The following is a 14,859-nucleotide window of genomic DNA, read 5'->3' as shown; positions in this document are numbered from 1 at the left end:
CGTTCCTATGGGTAATCCCCCAGCAGAGCGGCGCCCATGGACCTCGTCATCGCCCGCCCGGACGGCCTCTATTGCCCGCCCGGCGACTTCTACATCGATCCCTGGCATCCGGTGGAGCGCTCGGTCATCACCCATGGCCACGGCGACCATGCCCGGGTAGGCAACGGTCACTATCTCGCCACATCGGGCAGTGCCGGCATCCTGCGCGCCCGACTGGGGGCCGACATCAACCTCCAGACCCTGGAATACGGCGAGGTCATCGACCACCACGGGGTCAGGCTGAGCTTCCATCCGGCCGGCCATGTGCTGGGCTCGGCGCAGGTGCGCCTGGAGTATCGCGGGGAGGTCTGGGTGGCCTCGGGCGACTACAAGGTCGAACCCGATGGCACCTGCACCCCCTTCGAGCCGGTGCGCTGCCATACCTTCATCACCGAATCCACCTTTGGCCTGCCGATCTATCGCTGGCGACCCCAGGCCGAGATCTTTGCCGAGGTCAACCAATGGTGGCGCGCCAACCAGGCCCAGGGGCTGGCCAGCGTCCTCTACAGCTATGCCTTCGGCAAGGCGCAACGCCTGCTGCACGGCCTGGATCCGGAGATCGGCCCCATCCTCGCCCATGGCGCGGTGGAGCCGCTCAACCGGGTCTATCGCGAGGCCGGCATCCGCATTCCCGAGACCCACTACGCCGGCGACTTCAAGAAGAGCGATCCCACGTTGCGCCAGGCGCTGATCATCGCCCCGCCCTCGGCCGGGGGCAGTACCTGGATCCGCCGCTTCGGCGAGCACAGCGACGCCTTCGCCAGCGGCTGGATGATGCTGCGCGGCACCCGCCGCCGGCGCGGGGTGGATCGCGGCTTCGTGCTCTCCGACCATGCCGACTGGCCGGGCCTGCTGTGGGCCATCGAGCAGACCGGCGCCGAGCGCGTGATGGTCACCCATGGCTCGGTCGCCACCCTGGTGCGCTACCTGCGCGACCAGGGCCTGGACGCCCAGGGCTTCACCACCGAATACGGTGAGGAAGACGACACCCCAGTCGCCACGGAGGCCCAGGCATGAAGGCCTTCGCCGAACTCTATGGCCGTCTCGACGCCACCACCTCCAGCAACGCCAAGCTGGCCGCCCTGGTGGACTACTTCGGCAGCGCCCCGGCCGCGGATGCCGCCTGGGCGGTGTACTTCCTCGCCGGCGGCCGCCCCCGGCGCCTGGTGCCAACGCGCCAGCTGCGCGAGCTGACCATGGCGCTCTCCGGCCTGCCCGAATGGCTGTTCGAGGAGAGCTACCAGGCGGTCGGCGACCTGGCCGAGACCATGGCACTGCTTATCCCCACCGCCGATGCCGCCAATGCCGAAGGCTTGGCCTTCTGGCTGGAGGAATACCTGCTCCCCCTGCGCGGGCTGCCGCCGGAAGAGCTGGCCGAGCGCCTGCCGCCGCTCTGGGGCGAGCTGGATCGCCAGAGTCTGATGGTCTGCATCAAGCTGATCACCGGCGAATTCCGTGTCGGTGTCTCCAAGCTGCTGGTGACCCGTGCCCTGGCCACACTGGCGGACCTCGATCCGAAGCGCGTCGCCCAGCGCCTGGTGGGCTATACCGATCTCTCCCACCGTCCCACCGCCGAGGGCTATGCCCGCCTGGTCGCCCCGGAAAGTCCGGACGAGCACGCCCAGCGCGGCGGCCAGCCCTATCCCTTCTTTCTCGCTCACGCCCTGCAACTGCCGGTGGAGCAGTTCGAGGCGCAACTGGGGCCGGCCGAGGACTGGCAGGTGGAATGGAAGTGGGATGGCATCCGCGCCCAGTTGGTCAAGCGCGACGGTCGGCTGTGGATCTGGTCGCGGGGCGAAGACCTGGTCACCGATCGCTTTCCCGAATTGCATCCCCTCGCGGAGTCACTGCCCGATGGCACCGTGATCGACGGCGAGATCGTGGTCTGGAAGGAAGACGCCGCACCCGACACCCTGCTCAGCAGCGAAGAGGTGAGCGAGCAGCAGGACGGCCGCGATCCGGCCGCGCCCATCCCCTTCGGCGTGCAACCCTTCGCCCTGCTGCAGCAGCGCATCGGCCGCAAGACCCTGGGCAAGAAGATCCTCGAAGACGTGCCGGTCATCCTGCTCGCCTACGACCTGCTGGAATGGCAGGGCCACGACCTGCGCAGCCAGCCGCAACGCCAGCGCCGCGCCGAGCTGGAGCGGGTGGTGGCGCGTTGCGCCAGCCCGCTGTTGCGACCCTCGCCCCTGTTGCACGGCAAAGACTGGCAGGACCTCGCCCGCCAGCGCGAGGCCTCCCGCACCCTGGGCGTCGAAGGCATGATGCTCAAGGCCCAGGATTCGCTCTATGGCGTTGGCCGTACCAAGGACATGGGCACCTGGTGGAAGTGGAAGGTCGATCCCTTCTCGGTGGATGCGGTGCTCATCTATGCCCAGCGCGGCCACGGGCGGCGCGCCAGTCTCTATTCCGACTACACCTTCGCCGTCTGGGACGGTCCGCCGGAGAGCAGCGAACGGACCCTGGTGCCCTTCGCCAAAGCCTACTCCGGCCTCACTGACGAAGAAATGCGCAAGGTGGACGCCATCGTCCGGCGCACCACGGTGGAGAAGTTCGGCCCGGTGCGCAGCGTCGAGCCGACCCTGGTGTTCGAACTGGGCTTCGAGGGCATTGCCCTGTCCAAGCGCCACAAGAGCGGCGTCGCGGTGCGCTTTCCGCGCATGCTGCGCTGGCGCCACGACAAGCCGGTGGCCGAAGCCGACACCCTCGACATCCTGCAGAATCTGCTGGCCTAGCCCATGGCCGGTCAGACCGCGCCGCCGGTCGCCGATGGCGCCATAGGGGCCCCGCGGGAACCGCGCTGGGCCCTGGCGCTCGCCTGCCTGCCGGCGCTGGCGATCATCCTGCTCGTCGGCGGCTGGACGGCTGCCTGGCTGCCCTGCGTGGTGGCCCTGGGCGGCGCCTATACCGTTGGCTTCGGCGCCTACAAGAGCTTTGCCGCCGAACCCCTGGCACCGATGCTGGTGGCGGCGCTGGGGATGGCTTTTTCCACCGTGGTCGGCTCCCTGCTGGGTCATCAGCTGCCGGCGCTGGTCCTGGCCGGCGCCCTCTGGGCCGCCTGCTGCGCCTGGCTGTTCGCCGTTGGCAACGGCCCCTGGTGGATCACCCAGCAATGGACGGTGGCCCTGCTGGTGGCCGGCGGCTTTCCCGGTGACCTGCAGCAGGCGCTGCTGCGGGGCGGCCTGGTACTGGGCGGCGGGCTGCTGCAACTGCTGCTCTTCGCCCTGGTGCAAAAGGCGCTCTACCGCTCCCAATGGCGGCTGCGCACCGGCTCCCTGAAGGCCCACCTCCACGAGGTCGTGGTGCTGTTCGCGGACAGGTTTCGCCTTGGCCGCTACGGCTTCTATGCCGCCGCCGTGGTCGCTCTCTGCCAGACCCTGACCGGCCTGCTGGAGTACGGTCACGGCTACTGGGCGCCCATGACCGCGCTGCTGGTGCTCAAGCCGCGCCTGGGCGACACCTGGCGGCGTGGCCTCGGCCGGTTGGTCGGCACCCTAGCCGGCTGCCTGCTGGCAGGCGCGGTGGTCTGGCTCGATGACACCCCTGCCGTCCTGGCCGGCGCCTGCCTGCTGTGCGCGGCGGGCGCCTATCTATTGCAGGACGGGCGCTACTCGCTGCAGACGCTGTTCATCACCGGCACCACGGTCCTGATGGTTGCCCTGGCCGGCGCGCCCGAGGCCAGCATCGCCCGCGAACGGATCGGCAGCACCCTGCTCGGCGGCGCGGTCGCCCTGCTCTTTCTGGCGCTGGAAGCCGGCGTCGAACGAGGACTCGCCCGCCTTCAGCGGCGACGTCGGTTGCGCCAGGCGAACACCAGCAACCCCAGCAAGGCGCCCAGGTAGCTGCCAGCGTGCATCCAGGCCGCCAGCAGGAAACCTCCGCGGTCCTGTACGCAGGCCGGCACCCGCAGGACGCTGCCCAGCTCCACGGCGAGCCAGCCCAGGCCCAGGCCCAGCAGGGCGCAGCCCAGTGCCCCGAGCAGCACGGCCGCGCTGCCGCGCCAGAGATAGCGGTCACCGGCAGGCCGCCCGCGCGCCAGCCAGAGCAGCGCCAGGCCCAGCGGCAGTCCGGCCACCGCACCGGCCTGTAGGCCGACCCTGGCCGCTCGCCAACGCGGCGCCAGCGCCGTGTCGAGCAGGCCGAATTGCGGAAATTTCAGGCAGGTGAAGTAATCCGGACCCAGGCCATAGCTGACCTGATCATGCAGCGCCCCATAGAGCGCGGCCAGGGCGATCAGCGCCAGTAGCCTGCCCAGGCCGCTCGCCACCGGCTAGCCCAGGGCCTTGTGGTAGCTGTGCAGCCCCGTTCCCAACGGTCGCGGCAGAAAGCCGCAGTCTTGCAGACCGTGGCGGTCGTTGATCTCAACCAGGTAGAGCACGCCAGCGGTCATCGCCTTTTCCCGACAGGTCATCTCGCCTCGCTCCCGTTTCCTTTGCACACAGCCGCACGCCGCTATTGCTACCGAGCAGATACGATGTCTTATCGAATCGGGTCTTCTGCTACCTTTCTGCCCACCTTTGGCGCACGCGTATCTTTTTAGACCCAAAGCAGTGCGTTCGTCCGCCCCGGGCAGGAAAGCCGCGCCTTTCCGGTGCATAATGCGCGCCGTTTGGCTGGGTCGGCTGCTACAGGATGTAACCAACGCGGCAACCGCGTACAGATTTGGGACGATCTTCGCCGACTGGTAAGCTTATTGCTCCCGCGAGGGCACGGGCGTCGTACTGGCGCCATGATTTCATCCACATTCGCACTAGGATCCGACATGAAAAAAAGCTGGCTGACTCTCTCTGCGCTCGCCCTGTGTCTGGCCGCCGGTTCGGCGATGGCCAAGGAATGGAAAGAGATCCGCTTCGGTGTGGATACCACCTATCCGCCCTTCGAATCCCAGGCCGCCGATGGCAGCTTCGTCGGCTTCGACATCGAGCTGGGCAACGCCATCTGCGAAAAGCTGGAAGTGAAGTGCAAGTGGGTGGTGAGTGACTTCGACGGCCTGATCCCCGGCCTGCGCGCGCGCAAGTTCGACGGCATCCTGTCCTCGCTGACCAAGACCCCGGCGCGTGCCGAGCAGATCGACTTCTCCGACCTGCTGTGGTCGGGTCCCTCCTCCATGGTCACCAAGGAAGGCGCCAACCTGCAGGCCACCGCGGAAAGCCTGAAGGGCAAGACCGTCGGCGTGCAGCAGGGCACCATCCAGGAAACCTTCGCCAAGCAGAAGCTGGCGCCCAACGGCGTCAACGTCCAGAGCTACCAGAACCAGGATCAGGTCTATGCCGACCTGGTGTCCGGTCGTATCGACGTCGCCATGCAGGACATGCTGCAGGCCGAAGGTGGCTTCATGAAGTCGCCCCAGGGCAAGGGCTACACCAACACCGCCATCCACGACGAGCTGCTGCCGGCCGATACCGCCGTCGGTATCCGCAAGGGCAACGACGAGTTCAAGACCTTCGTCAACAAGGGCATCGCGGCCATCCACGCCGACGGCACCTACGACAAGATCCAGAAGAAGTACTTCGGCGACCTGAACCTCTACGATCCCAAGTAAGGTCGGTTCGGCAGACGCCCCCGGTGCCACCGGGGGCGTTTTACGTATGACCGCTGGCGCTCGTGGCGCCCGCGGCCTCACCAGGCGATTCTCCCAAGACGCATGCAGCAGAATTCCTTCGACTCCTTCTTGCAGTCCATCGGACTGGGCACGCTCAGCCTGCATGGCTACGGCCCGCTGATCCTGGAAGGCACCCTGACGACCCTCAAGCTCGCCGGCTTCGCGCTGATCGTGGCGGTCATCCTCGGCCTGCTCGGCGCCTCGGCCAAGCTGTCGCGCCTCGCGCCCCTGCGCTTCATTGCCCAGAGCTACACCACCCTGATCCGGGGCGTGCCCGATCTGGTGCTGATGCTGCTGATCTTCTACAGCCTGCAGAACTGGCTGGGCGCCCTCACCGACTACATGGGCTGGGATTACATCGACATCGATCCCATGGCCGCCGGTATCGCCACCCTCGGCTTCATCTATGGCGCCTACTTCACCGAGACCTTTCGCGGCGCCATCCTCGCCGTGCCACGCGGCCAGGGCGAAGCGGCCCTGGCCTACGGCCTGACCCGCTGGCAGACCTTCACCCTGATCACCTTTCCGCAGATGATGAGATTCGCCCTGCCCGGCATCGGCAACAACTGGCAGGTGCTGCTCAAGGCCACCGCGCTGGTCTCCATCATCGGCCTGGCCGATCTGGTCCGCGCCTCCCAGGAGGCCGGCAAGGGCACCTTCAAGCTGTTCTACTTCCTGATCGTCGCCGGCGTCATCTATCTGCTCATCACCGCCGTGACCAACGCCATCCTCGGGGCGCTGGAACGGCGCTATCACGTCGGCGTGCGGGAGGCCAAGCGATGATCGAACTCCTGCAGCAATACTGGAAACCGCTGCTGTGGACCGACGGCTACCACATCACCGGCCTGGCCATGACCCTCTGGCTGCTGGTGGCCTCGGTGGTGATCGGCTTCATCGTCTCGGTGCCGCTGTCGGTGGCCCGGGTCTCGGAGCGTCGCTGGCTGCGCTGGCCGATCGGCTTCTACACCTACGTCTTTCGCGGCACCCCGCTCTATCTGCAGCTGCTGATCTGCTACACCGGCATCTACAGCCTGGGCTTCGTGCGCGACCAGCCGATGCTGGGCAGCTTCTTCCGCGACGGCCTGAACTGCACCATCCTGGCCTTCGCCCTGAACACCTGCGCCTACACCACCGAGATCTTTGCCGGGGCCATCCGCAACACCCCCCATGGCGAGGTCGAGGCGGCCAAGGCCTATGGCCTGGACGGCTGGCGCCTCTATGTGCACGTTATCCTGCCCTCGGCGCTGCGCCGTTCGCTGCCGTTCTACAGCAACGAGGTCATCATGATGCTGCACTCCACCACCCTGGCCTTTACCGCCACGGTGCCGGACCTGCTCAAGATCGCCCGCGACGCCAACACCGCCACCTTCCTGACCTTCCAGGCCTTCGGCCTGGCCGCGTTGCTGTACCTGGCGGTGTCCTTCATCCTGATCGGCCTGTTCCGCCTGGCGGAGCGCCGCTGGCTGGCCTTCCTCGGCCCGACCCACTGACCCAAGCGGCCGCGCCCGGCGCGGCCCCGGAGTTGTCATGCGCCATCTCAGCCATCCGCTGGTCGCCCCGGTCCCGGGCACCGAGCGCTGCATCCACAGCTTCCACTTCGGCCCCGCCGACAGCGGTCGCAAGGTCTACATCCAGGCCTCGCTGCATGCCGATGAATTGCCCGGCATGCTCACCGCCTGGCACCTCAAGCAGCGCCTCAAGGCGCTGGAAGCCGCCGGTGAACTCCTGGCGGAAGTGGTGCTGGTGCCGGTAGCCAACCCCATCGGCCAGGACCAGCAGGTCGCCGACGTCCACCTCGGTCGCTACGAGCTGGAGACGGGGCAGAACTTCAATCGCCGCTTCCGCGACATGACCGCCCAAGTAGAGACGGTCATCGCCGAGCGCCTCGGCGATGACGTGGCCGCCAACCAGGCCCTGGTCCGCGCGGCCTTCCGCGAGGCCCTGGCCGCGGAATCCGCCACCACCCAGCTCGACAGTCAGCGCCTGACCCTGCAGCGCCTGGCCTGCGACGCCGAGGTGGTACTCGACCTGCACTGCGACTTCGACGCCGTGGCCCATCTCTACACCACCCCGGAAGCCTGGCCCCAGGTCGAGCCGCTGGCACGCTACTTCGGTTCCGAAGCCAGCCTGCTCGCCACCGATTCGGGCGGCCAGTCCTTCGACGAATGCTTCACCCTGCTCTGGTGGAATCTCCATCAGCGCTTCGGCGAGCGGCTGCCGCTGGGCAGCCTGTCGGTGACCCTGGAACTGCGCGGCCAGCTGGACGTGCGCGACGAACTCGCCGCGGCGGACGCCGAGGCCATCGTCAACTACCTACGTCATCAGGGCTTCCTGAGCGGCGTCGCCGCACCGCTGCCGCCCCTGCTGCAACCGGCCACGCCCCTGGCGGCGGTCGAGCCCGTGGCGAGCGCCCAGGGGGGCGTGCTGGTACTCAAGGCCCAGGTAGGCGAGCGCATCGAGGTCGGTCAGGTGCTGGCGCAGGTCATCGACCCCATCAGCGATCGCATGGAGGAGGTCCGCAGCGCCGTCGCTGGCATCCTCTATGCGCGCTCCAATCGCCGCATGGCCACGGCTGGCATGGTGATCGCCCACGTGGCGGGCACCGAGGCCTATCGCAGCGGCTACCTGCTCTCGCCGTGACCCCTACCCCTTTTCAGCTGTGGAATCCCTATCCATGTACAAACTGACCGTCGAAGGCCTGCACAAGCGTTACGGCGACCACGAAGTGCTCAAGGGCGTCTCGCTCAAGGCCAAGACCGGTGATGTGGTCAGCCTGATCGGCGCCAGTGGCTCGGGCAAGAGCACCTTCCTGCGCTGCATCAACTTCCTCGAGCAGCCCAACGCCGTGACCATGACCCTGGACGGCGAGCCCGTCCGCATGGCCGAGGATCGCGGCGCCGTCCGGGTGGCCGATGCCGCCCAGTTGCAGAATCTACGCACGCGCCTGGCCATGGTCTTCCAGCATTTCAATCTCTGGAGTCACCTGAGCGTGCTGGACAACATCACCCTGGCCCCGCGCAAGGCCCTGGGTGTGGGCAAGGCGGAAGCCGAGGACCGTGCACGCACCTATCTGGAGAAGGTCGGTCTACCGGCACGCGTGGCTGACCAATATCCAGCCTTCCTCTCCGGTGGTCAGCAGCAGCGGGTCGCCATCGCCCGCGCCCTGGCGATGGAACCGGAGATCATGTTGTTCGATGAACCCACCTCGGCGCTCGACCCGGAATTGGTCGGCGAGGTGCTCAAGGTCATTCGTGCCTTGGCGGAAGAAGGCCGCACCATGCTCATGGTGACCCACGAAATGGCCTTCGCCCGCGAGGTGTCTTCCCAGGTGCTGTTCCTGCACCAGGGGGTGGTGGAGGAAGAAGGTCCGCCAAGCGAGGTACTGGCGAGTCCACGGAGCGAACGTCTGCGCCAGTTCCTCAGCGGCAATCTCAAGTAGGCCTCGGGTCCCTGCCTGGGGACCCCGTGCGAACCAGGCGGCGCCAGCCACCCAGGTTCGCACCCGCCGCTGCCGAGGAGGCTTAGCGACGCTGCTGCGCGCGACGCCGTTGGGCAGCCAGCTGCTCGCGCTCGCGGCTGGGAATCGGGATGGCCTTCACCAGGCCGAGTCGGGCGAGCAGGTCCAGCATCAGAGCTTGTATACGGTCGTTCATGGAAACTCCTCGAGCCAGCGCTCAGTCAGGGACAGCTACAGCGGGCAAGGTTTGCTGCCCTCCTCCACAATATTGAGTCTTCACCGACCGATTCAATCCACAGGGCTGCGGTTGTTCGTCGCAACAGGGCTGAGCTTTGTCAGAAAGTATGTCTCCAGGCTGCCTGCCAGAGATTTCAGCTAGCAAACGTCACTGATTGGCCAGATGCCGATTGTTATTGGAACCCATAACAAATCTGTCTGTCTTGATCTGCTTGGCGAGTTCAATCCACCTCTCGAAACCTGACGAATGGTGAAAAAACGCTGCCTTCGTTGGTTATCATCCTAGAGTGATAACGGGTTAGCCGCGGTTCCTCATCCAATAACAACGATGTCATCAGGGTGTCCGCACTCCGATGTTTTCCCTGCTTGTTGTTATCTCCATTACTTCTATCAGGCGCGTCACCAGCACGGCGGGAGTGCTTCCATGAACAGATCCTTACCTCTATTTCTCGTCCTCGGACTCCTGGGCAGCCCGGTGATGGCGGCCAGCTGGGGCATGCAGCGCGAGGTGGGGGATTTCGCTCTGAAGATGAGCACGGCGCCGTCCCGCAGCATGGCTCAGGGCCTGGTCGCGCCGAACTCCGCCGGCATGGGCGGCGGCTTCGATCTCACCCATGACAGCGGTCTGTACTTCGGCCAGTGGACGACCAACAACGCCTCGTCCGCAGAAGCGCCCCTGCTGGAGATGGATACCTATGCGGGCTACAAGCATCGCTTCGCGCCCGGCTACGGCTACGAACTGGGTGTGATCAACTACAGCAACCTGATCCAGAACGTCGATCCCAGCCGTGAGCTGTATTCCGGCATGACCGTCTATGGCAAGCGCCTGGGCGCAGCCTTTGCCAATGACCCTGGACGCCAGAACGCCTCGCTCTACGCCGACCTGGGTACCCTGCCGTTGATCAAGACCGGGGTCTCGCTCAAGTACACCAACTATGTGCTGGACATGCCCACCACCCTCGACAGCGGCGGCATGGTACGCAGCTTCAATGACTGGTCGGTGAATCTGAGTCGCAAATGGGTGAACACCCTATTCAACCTGACCTACAGCGGCACCAGCCTGAGAGGCGCCGACTGCTCGGTGTATTCGGGCCACAACACCTATTGCGACAGCGCCCTGATGCTCAAGGCCTCTCACCCCTTCTTCTAAACACCACAGCTGTCCGCTACTGCCGCAATAGACTGCGCCCAAGCCCCACCTGGGGACGTTCCCGCCCCAGTTGCTGCAGGGCCTGCCGCGCCCGCACCTGTTCCCCGGCCTCCAGCTCGACCAGCCAATTGATCTTCGCCCCTACCCGGGTGGCGATGGGTACGCCATCGCGATAGAGCAGGCGATTGCCGGCCACGGCAGGCACCTTGGCGCCCGGCAGCAAGGTGCCGACCAGATTGAGCGGATCCAGCGCCGACACGCATACCCACAGATCCTCCGGCGGCCGCTGGCGCCATTCCCGCAAGGGTGCGATGGCGGCCGGATCGGCGAACTGCTCGCCGGACAAGCCGGCGATGAAGCGACCACCCCGGATCTCGCCACGGGCCTCCAGACGATGGCAGGCGCGCAAGAGATCGCGCCAGGGGGGCAACACCTCGCTCTCACGCTGCAGCAGTTGCCAGCAGAGCACGCCATAGCGGCGCAGCAACAGCCCGACCAGCCGCTCCAGCAGGGCATCCGGCAACCGCTCCTCGGTAGGGGCCTCGGCTAGTCGCAAGGCCGCCCAGCGCCCGGCGTCGTCCATGCCGCCATAAAGAGGCATTCGCCCGCGGCGCAGACCGGTGCGGCTGCCGCGCTTGGCTGCCGGTAGCAACAGGGCGCGCAGACCGGCGAAGCTATCGGCGTTGATCGCACCCACACCAACCAGCTCACCCAGGGCCGTTTCCAGCTCGCTGCGCAACAGGCGCGCCTCGCCGAGCAGCTCATCGAAGAAGGAGGCACCGCGACGCGTGAGCACCTCCAGCACCCGCTGCCCCTTGGGCGACAGGGCCTCGGCCAACGGGCGCGCGGTGAGGCTGTTCCAATCGGCCAGGTGGCGCCGGGGCAGCAGGACGATGGGTGACCCCTTGACCGGGCCGCCGCCACCGCGTCCGGGTTGCGGCAGGCGCAGCCAGACGACCCGACCAGCGCGGCAGAGATCATCGAGGTGGGTAAACTGGTAATCCGGTAGACGACTGGGCAGGACCTCCCCTTCCCAGCCGGCGGCGGCGACCTCGAAGCCCTCCAGCAGGCCGATGACCTGCTCAAGGCCCTCGTTACCTCTCAGGGTCGCCGGACCGGTCAGATGGTGGTGCTCCAACAAGAATCTCAGGTAGTCGGCCAGGGGCACCGGCTCGATGGCCTTGCGCAGTCGCCCCAGGGTATAGCGATGGATCCGCGCCAGGAGATGGCGCTCGCACCACTCCACGGCGCTGCCTGCCTCGGTGAAGCGCCCCTGCAGCACATAGCCTTCGCCCTGCAGGGCCAGCAGGGCCGGCGTGAGACGCGCCGGCAGGAGCCCGAGGCTGGCGGCCAGCTGGTGCTGGTCCACCGGACCGAGGGCGGTCAGGCGCGCGCGCAGGAGTTCCACCAGCGCCCCCTCAGGATCCACCGGCGCCTTGAATCCGGGCGGAGGACTGAGCAGCGGCTCCGTGGGGGTATCGGGAAATAGCACCTGAAAGAACGGCAGGCGCTCGGCCGCGATCCACAGGGTGAGCTCCGGCAGCCGCAGCCGCCCGGCTCGGCCGGCTTTGACCAGCTGGCGGGCCTGGGTCTGGTGCGGTGCCAACTCGGCCTCGGTGAGAAAGCCGACGCCCAACAGGGCTTCATGCAGGTCGTCGGCACTTTCCAGCCGTGGCCAGGCTTCTTCGCGCACTAGAGCGATCGCGGCGGGATCCAGGGCGCCCAACTCGTCGGGCTCGGCGCCGCCGAAGCGGCGATTCTGCACCGCGAGCGTCCGCCGCTCCTCGACCGGGGCATCGTCCAGATAAGCATAGGGCTTGGCCGTGAGCACCTCGGCGGCCAGTGGTGACGGCCCGGGCAGGTCGCGGGTGAGCAGGGTCAGCTGGCCAGAGGCGATGCGCGCCAGCAGCGCCAGCCAGTCACGGCTGTCGAGGGACTCGTGGAGGCAGTCGTCGAGGGTCTGGCGGACCAGCGGGTGATCAGGTACCTGGCGCTCGCCGGCGAGATTCTCCAGGCAGGCGACCTGATCGGGAAAGACCGTGGCCAGGAGGTCTTCGCTGCGCATGCGCTGCACCTGGGTCGCCACCTTGCGCCCGGCGCTGAAGCGCGGCAGGGCCAGGGCCGTGGTGGCATTCCAGCGCCAGCGCACGGCGAACAGTGGCGCATCGAGCAGGGCCTGGATCAGCACGGTCTCGGCGGTGGCCGGATGCAGGTAGCGCCAGACCTCGTCGAGGACGAAGCTGTGGCTCGTCGCCAGGGAGAGGATCAGGGCATTCTCCGTGGCCGCCGCCTGCAGCTCCACATTGAAGTTGCGGCAGAATCTCTTGCGCAGGGCCAGGCCCCAGGCGCGGTTAATGCGGCTGCCGAAGGGCGCATGGATGATCAGCTGCATCCCGCCGGCCTGGTCGAAGAAGCGCTCCATCACTAGCGTCTGCTGCGTCGGTAGCGCACCCAGCGCCTGCCGGGCACGACCCAGATAGTCCACCAACTGGCGGGCGGCACCCTCCTCCAGCTCATAGGCCGCGCCGATGCGGGCGATGGCCGGTTCCGGCGGCTCGTCGGTGCCGGGCAGCAGCGGTTCGAGCTCCGCCCGCAGCCGCGCCAGGCCTGCAGACAATTCATCGCTGCGCCCCGGCGCCTCGCCGTGCCAGAAAGGGATGTTGGGCGGCTGCCCCTTGGCATCCTCCACCCGCACCTTGCTGCCTTCGATCTTGACGATGCGGTAGGCGGTGTTGCCCAGCTGGAAGACGTCGCCCACCAGGCTTTCGAAGGCGAAATCCTCGTTGACGCTGCCGACGGTATGGCCCTGGGGTTCGAGCAGCACACTGAAGTCGCCGCTCTCCGGGATGGTGCCGCCGCTCATCACCGCAGTCGCCTTGCCGCCCCGGCGGCCGCGCAGGAGTCCATTGACCGCATCCCGATGGACGTAGGCCGCCCGCGGACCGCGGCGATCCGTATAGCCCTGGCTGAGCATCTCCACCACGGCTCGGTAGTCGGCTTCGCTCAGCCCGGCATAGGGCTCGGCCTGGCGCAGCACGGCCAGCAGGCCGGCTTCGGACCACTCCTGGCAGGCCACCTCGGCCACCAGCTGCTGCGCCAGGACATCCAGCGGCGCCACGGGGATGTGCAGGGTATCCAGCTCACCACGGCGCACGCAGTCGAGCAGCGCCACGCACTCGACCAGGTCGTCCCGCGAGGTGGGAAACAGCCGGCCCTTGGGTAGGCCGCCGACCTGGTGGTTGGCCCGCCCGACCCGTTGCAGAAAGGCGGCGATGGAGCCTGGCGAGCCGATCTGGCAGACCAGATCGACATCGCCGATGTCGATGCCCAGCTCCAGGGAGGCGGTCGCCAGCAGCAGGCGCAATTCGCCGCGCTTGAGGCGCTGTTCGGCGTCCAGTCGCTGTTCCTTGGCCAGGCTGCCGTGGTGGGCGGCGACCTGGGCGTTGCCGAGGCGGTCCGAGAGCTGGCGCGCCATGCGCTCGGCCAGGCGGCGGGTGTTGACGAACACCAGGGTGGTGCGGTGTGCCTCGGCCAGCTCGGCCAGGCGGTCGTAGACCAGCTCCCAGGCCTGGGTGGAGAGCATTGCCTCCAGGGGAATGGGCGACACCTCCAGGGCCAGATCGCGAGCACGCTGGTGGCCGATGTCGATCACCGTACAGGGCCGGGCCTGCCCCTGGGCATCGCGGCCGACCAGAAAGGCAGCCACCGCGGCCAGCGGCTTCTGGGTGGCGGACAGACCGATGCGTTGCAGCGAACGCCCGGTGAGGGCCTCCAGTCGCGCCAGACTCAGAGTCAGGTGACTGCCGCGCTTGCCATCGGCGATGGCATGGATCTCGTCGACGATGACGCCACGCACGCTGGCCAGCATTCGTCGCCCGGAGTCCGAACCGAGCAGCACATAAAGGGATTCTGGGGTGGTGACCAACAGATGCGGTGGCCGCCGGCGCATGGCCGCCCGCTCCTTTTGTGGCGTGTCTCCGGTGCGCACCGCCGTGCGTAACGCCAGGGGCGGTAGGTTTTGCGCCTCCAGCGCCGCGCTGATGCCAGCCAGGGGGTCTTCGAGATTGAGGCGGATGTCGTTGGACAGGGCCTTGAGCGGCGACACATAGAGCCAGAGGCAGGCCTCGGGCAGGCCACCCTCCTGCAATGCCTCCTGCACCAGGCCATCCAGCACGGCAAAGAAGGCGGTCAGGGTCTTGCCCGAACCGGTAGGGGCCGCCACCAGTACCGAGGCCCCGGCGCGAATGGCCGGCCAGGCCTGCCGTTGCGCCTCGGTCGGGGCGGGAAAGCGCGTCGTGAACCAGCTGCGCGGCGCGTCGTGAAAGTCCGCCAGGACGGCGGCAGGCGAGTTCGAGGTCATGCGCTCAATATGGG

Annotated in this window: 13 protein-coding genes; 9 read left to right on the top strand and 4 right to left on the bottom strand. The window is 67.3% G+C overall.

Going from position 1 to position 14,859, the window contains the following annotated elements; translation table 11 throughout:
* Positions 1–36: 36 nt before the first annotated feature.
* The 3 genes from C722_RS0120405 to C722_RS0120395 are packed head-to-tail and all read left to right on the top strand — an operon-like array spanning position 37 to position 3,881.
* Positions 37–1,056 carry a ligase-associated DNA damage response exonuclease gene (locus C722_RS0120405; RefSeq protein WP_017642294.1) on the top strand — a complete coding sequence of 340 codons (1,020 nt, stop codon included), beginning with the start codon at positions 37–39 and terminating at the stop codon, positions 1,054–1,056.
* Positions 1,053–2,774 carry an ATP-dependent DNA ligase gene (locus tag C722_RS0120400; protein ID WP_017642293.1) on the top strand — a complete coding sequence of 574 codons (1,722 nt, stop codon included), beginning with the start codon at positions 1,053–1,055 and terminating at the stop codon, positions 2,772–2,774. The genes C722_RS0120405 and C722_RS0120400 overlap by 4 nt, the downstream gene beginning before the upstream one ends.
* 3 nt (positions 2,775–2,777) lie before the next feature.
* The gene (locus tag C722_RS0120395) at positions 2,778–3,881 is read left to right on the top strand and encodes an FUSC family protein (protein ID WP_020380533.1); all 1,104 of its coding nucleotides are present in this window, start codon (positions 2,778–2,780) and stop codon (positions 3,879–3,881) included.
* On the opposite strand, the gene C722_RS25505 is transcribed toward C722_RS0120395, so the two are convergent.
* Positions 3,821–4,306 carry a hypothetical protein gene (locus C722_RS25505; RefSeq protein WP_017642292.1) on the bottom strand — a complete coding sequence of 162 codons (486 nt, stop codon included), beginning with the start codon at positions 4,304–4,306 and terminating at the stop codon, positions 3,821–3,823. The two genes, C722_RS0120395 and C722_RS25505, sit on opposite strands and share 61 nt — an antisense overlap.
* A 3-nt stretch (positions 4,307–4,309) precedes the next feature.
* Positions 4,310–4,450 (bottom strand): hypothetical protein, encoded by a 141-nt coding sequence (locus C722_RS26325; protein WP_017642291.1) that lies wholly within the window; start codon positions 4,448–4,450, stop codon positions 4,310–4,312.
* Between the two features lie 351 nt (positions 4,451–4,801).
* On the opposite strand from C722_RS26325, the gene C722_RS0120380 reads away from it, so the two are divergent.
* From C722_RS0120380 to C722_RS0120360, 5 genes are all read left to right on the top strand, one after another.
* The gene (locus C722_RS0120380; RefSeq protein ID WP_017642290.1) at positions 4,802–5,581 is read left to right on the top strand and encodes a transporter substrate-binding domain-containing protein; all 780 of its coding nucleotides are present in this window, start codon (positions 4,802–4,804) and stop codon (positions 5,579–5,581) included.
* A 102-nt stretch (positions 5,582–5,683) separates the two neighbouring features.
* Complete coding sequence (locus C722_RS0120375) at positions 5,684–6,424, top strand: ABC transporter permease (RefSeq protein WP_007158911.1); 741 nt, start codon at positions 5,684–5,686, stop codon at positions 6,422–6,424.
* Positions 6,421–7,131, top strand: a complete 711-nt coding sequence (locus tag C722_RS0120370; RefSeq protein ID WP_007158912.1) for an ABC transporter permease — start codon at positions 6,421–6,423, stop codon at positions 7,129–7,131. The genes C722_RS0120375 and C722_RS0120370 overlap by 4 nt, the downstream gene beginning before the upstream one ends.
* 37 nt (positions 7,132–7,168) lie before the next feature.
* Positions 7,169–8,281 (top strand): succinylglutamate desuccinylase/aspartoacylase family protein, encoded by a 1,113-nt coding sequence (locus C722_RS0120365; protein ID WP_017642289.1) that lies wholly within the window; start codon positions 7,169–7,171, stop codon positions 8,279–8,281.
* 34 nt (positions 8,282–8,315) lie between these two features.
* Complete coding sequence (locus C722_RS0120360) at positions 8,316–9,080, top strand: ABC transporter ATP-binding protein (protein WP_017642288.1); 765 nt, start codon at positions 8,316–8,318, stop codon at positions 9,078–9,080.
* Between the two features lie 82 nt (positions 9,081–9,162).
* On the opposite strand, the gene C722_RS26790 is transcribed toward C722_RS0120360, so the two are convergent.
* Positions 9,163–9,294 (bottom strand): hypothetical protein, encoded by a 132-nt coding sequence (locus tag C722_RS26790; protein WP_256204554.1) that lies wholly within the window; start codon positions 9,292–9,294, stop codon positions 9,163–9,165.
* Between the two features lie 465 nt (positions 9,295–9,759).
* Between C722_RS26790 and C722_RS0120350 the strand changes: the two genes are divergently transcribed.
* Entirely contained in the window at positions 9,760–10,485 is a 726-nt protein-coding gene (locus tag C722_RS0120350) for a TorF family putative porin (protein ID WP_026083989.1), read from the top strand.
* A gap of 16 nt (positions 10,486–10,501) precedes the next feature.
* Here C722_RS0120350 and C722_RS25205 read toward each other — a convergent pair whose 3' ends face one another.
* Positions 10,502–14,845, bottom strand: a complete 4,344-nt coding sequence (locus C722_RS25205; protein WP_017642285.1) for a DEAD/DEAH box helicase — start codon at positions 14,843–14,845, stop codon at positions 10,502–10,504.
* Positions 14,846–14,859: the final 14 nt, after the last annotated feature.

Origin of the sequence: Pseudomonas sp. 313, from assembly GCF_000316965.1 — a bacterium.
GTDB classification, from domain to species: Bacteria; Pseudomonadota; Gammaproteobacteria; order Pseudomonadales; family Pseudomonadaceae; genus Chryseomonas; species Chryseomonas benzopyrenica.
The sequence above is the reverse complement of the archived record's forward strand: the minus strand, read 5'-3'. Positions and strand labels throughout refer to the sequence as shown.

Coding starts and splice junctions, on each gene's coding strand:
- C722_RS0120405 (WP_017642294.1), top strand. CDS start 37: ATGGACCTCGTCATCGCCCGCCCGGACGGCCTCTATTGCCCGCCCGGC.
- C722_RS0120400 (WP_017642293.1), top strand. CDS start 1,053: ATGAAGGCCTTCGCCGAACTCTATGGCCGTCTCGACGCCACCACCTCC.
- C722_RS0120395 (WP_020380533.1), top strand. CDS start 2,778: ATGGCCGGTCAGACCGCGCCGCCGGTCGCCGATGGCGCCATAGGGGCC.
- C722_RS26325 (WP_017642291.1), bottom strand. CDS start 4,450: ATGACCTGTCGGGAAAAGGCGATGACCGCTGGCGTGCTCTACCTGGTT.
- C722_RS0120380 (WP_017642290.1), top strand. CDS start 4,802: ATGAAAAAAAGCTGGCTGACTCTCTCTGCGCTCGCCCTGTGTCTGGCC.
- C722_RS0120375 (WP_007158911.1), top strand. CDS start 5,684: ATGCAGCAGAATTCCTTCGACTCCTTCTTGCAGTCCATCGGACTGGGC.
- C722_RS0120370 (WP_007158912.1), top strand. CDS start 6,421: ATGATCGAACTCCTGCAGCAATACTGGAAACCGCTGCTGTGGACCGAC.
- C722_RS0120365 (WP_017642289.1), top strand. CDS start 7,169: ATGCGCCATCTCAGCCATCCGCTGGTCGCCCCGGTCCCGGGCACCGAG.
- C722_RS0120360 (WP_017642288.1), top strand. CDS start 8,316: ATGTACAAACTGACCGTCGAAGGCCTGCACAAGCGTTACGGCGACCAC.
- C722_RS26790 (WP_256204554.1), bottom strand. CDS start 9,294: ATGAACGACCGTATACAAGCTCTGATGCTGGACCTGCTCGCCCGACTC.
- C722_RS0120350 (WP_026083989.1), top strand. CDS start 9,760: ATGAACAGATCCTTACCTCTATTTCTCGTCCTCGGACTCCTGGGCAGC.
- C722_RS25205 (WP_017642285.1), bottom strand. CDS start 14,845: ATGACCTCGAACTCGCCTGCCGCCGTCCTGGCGGACTTTCACGACGCG.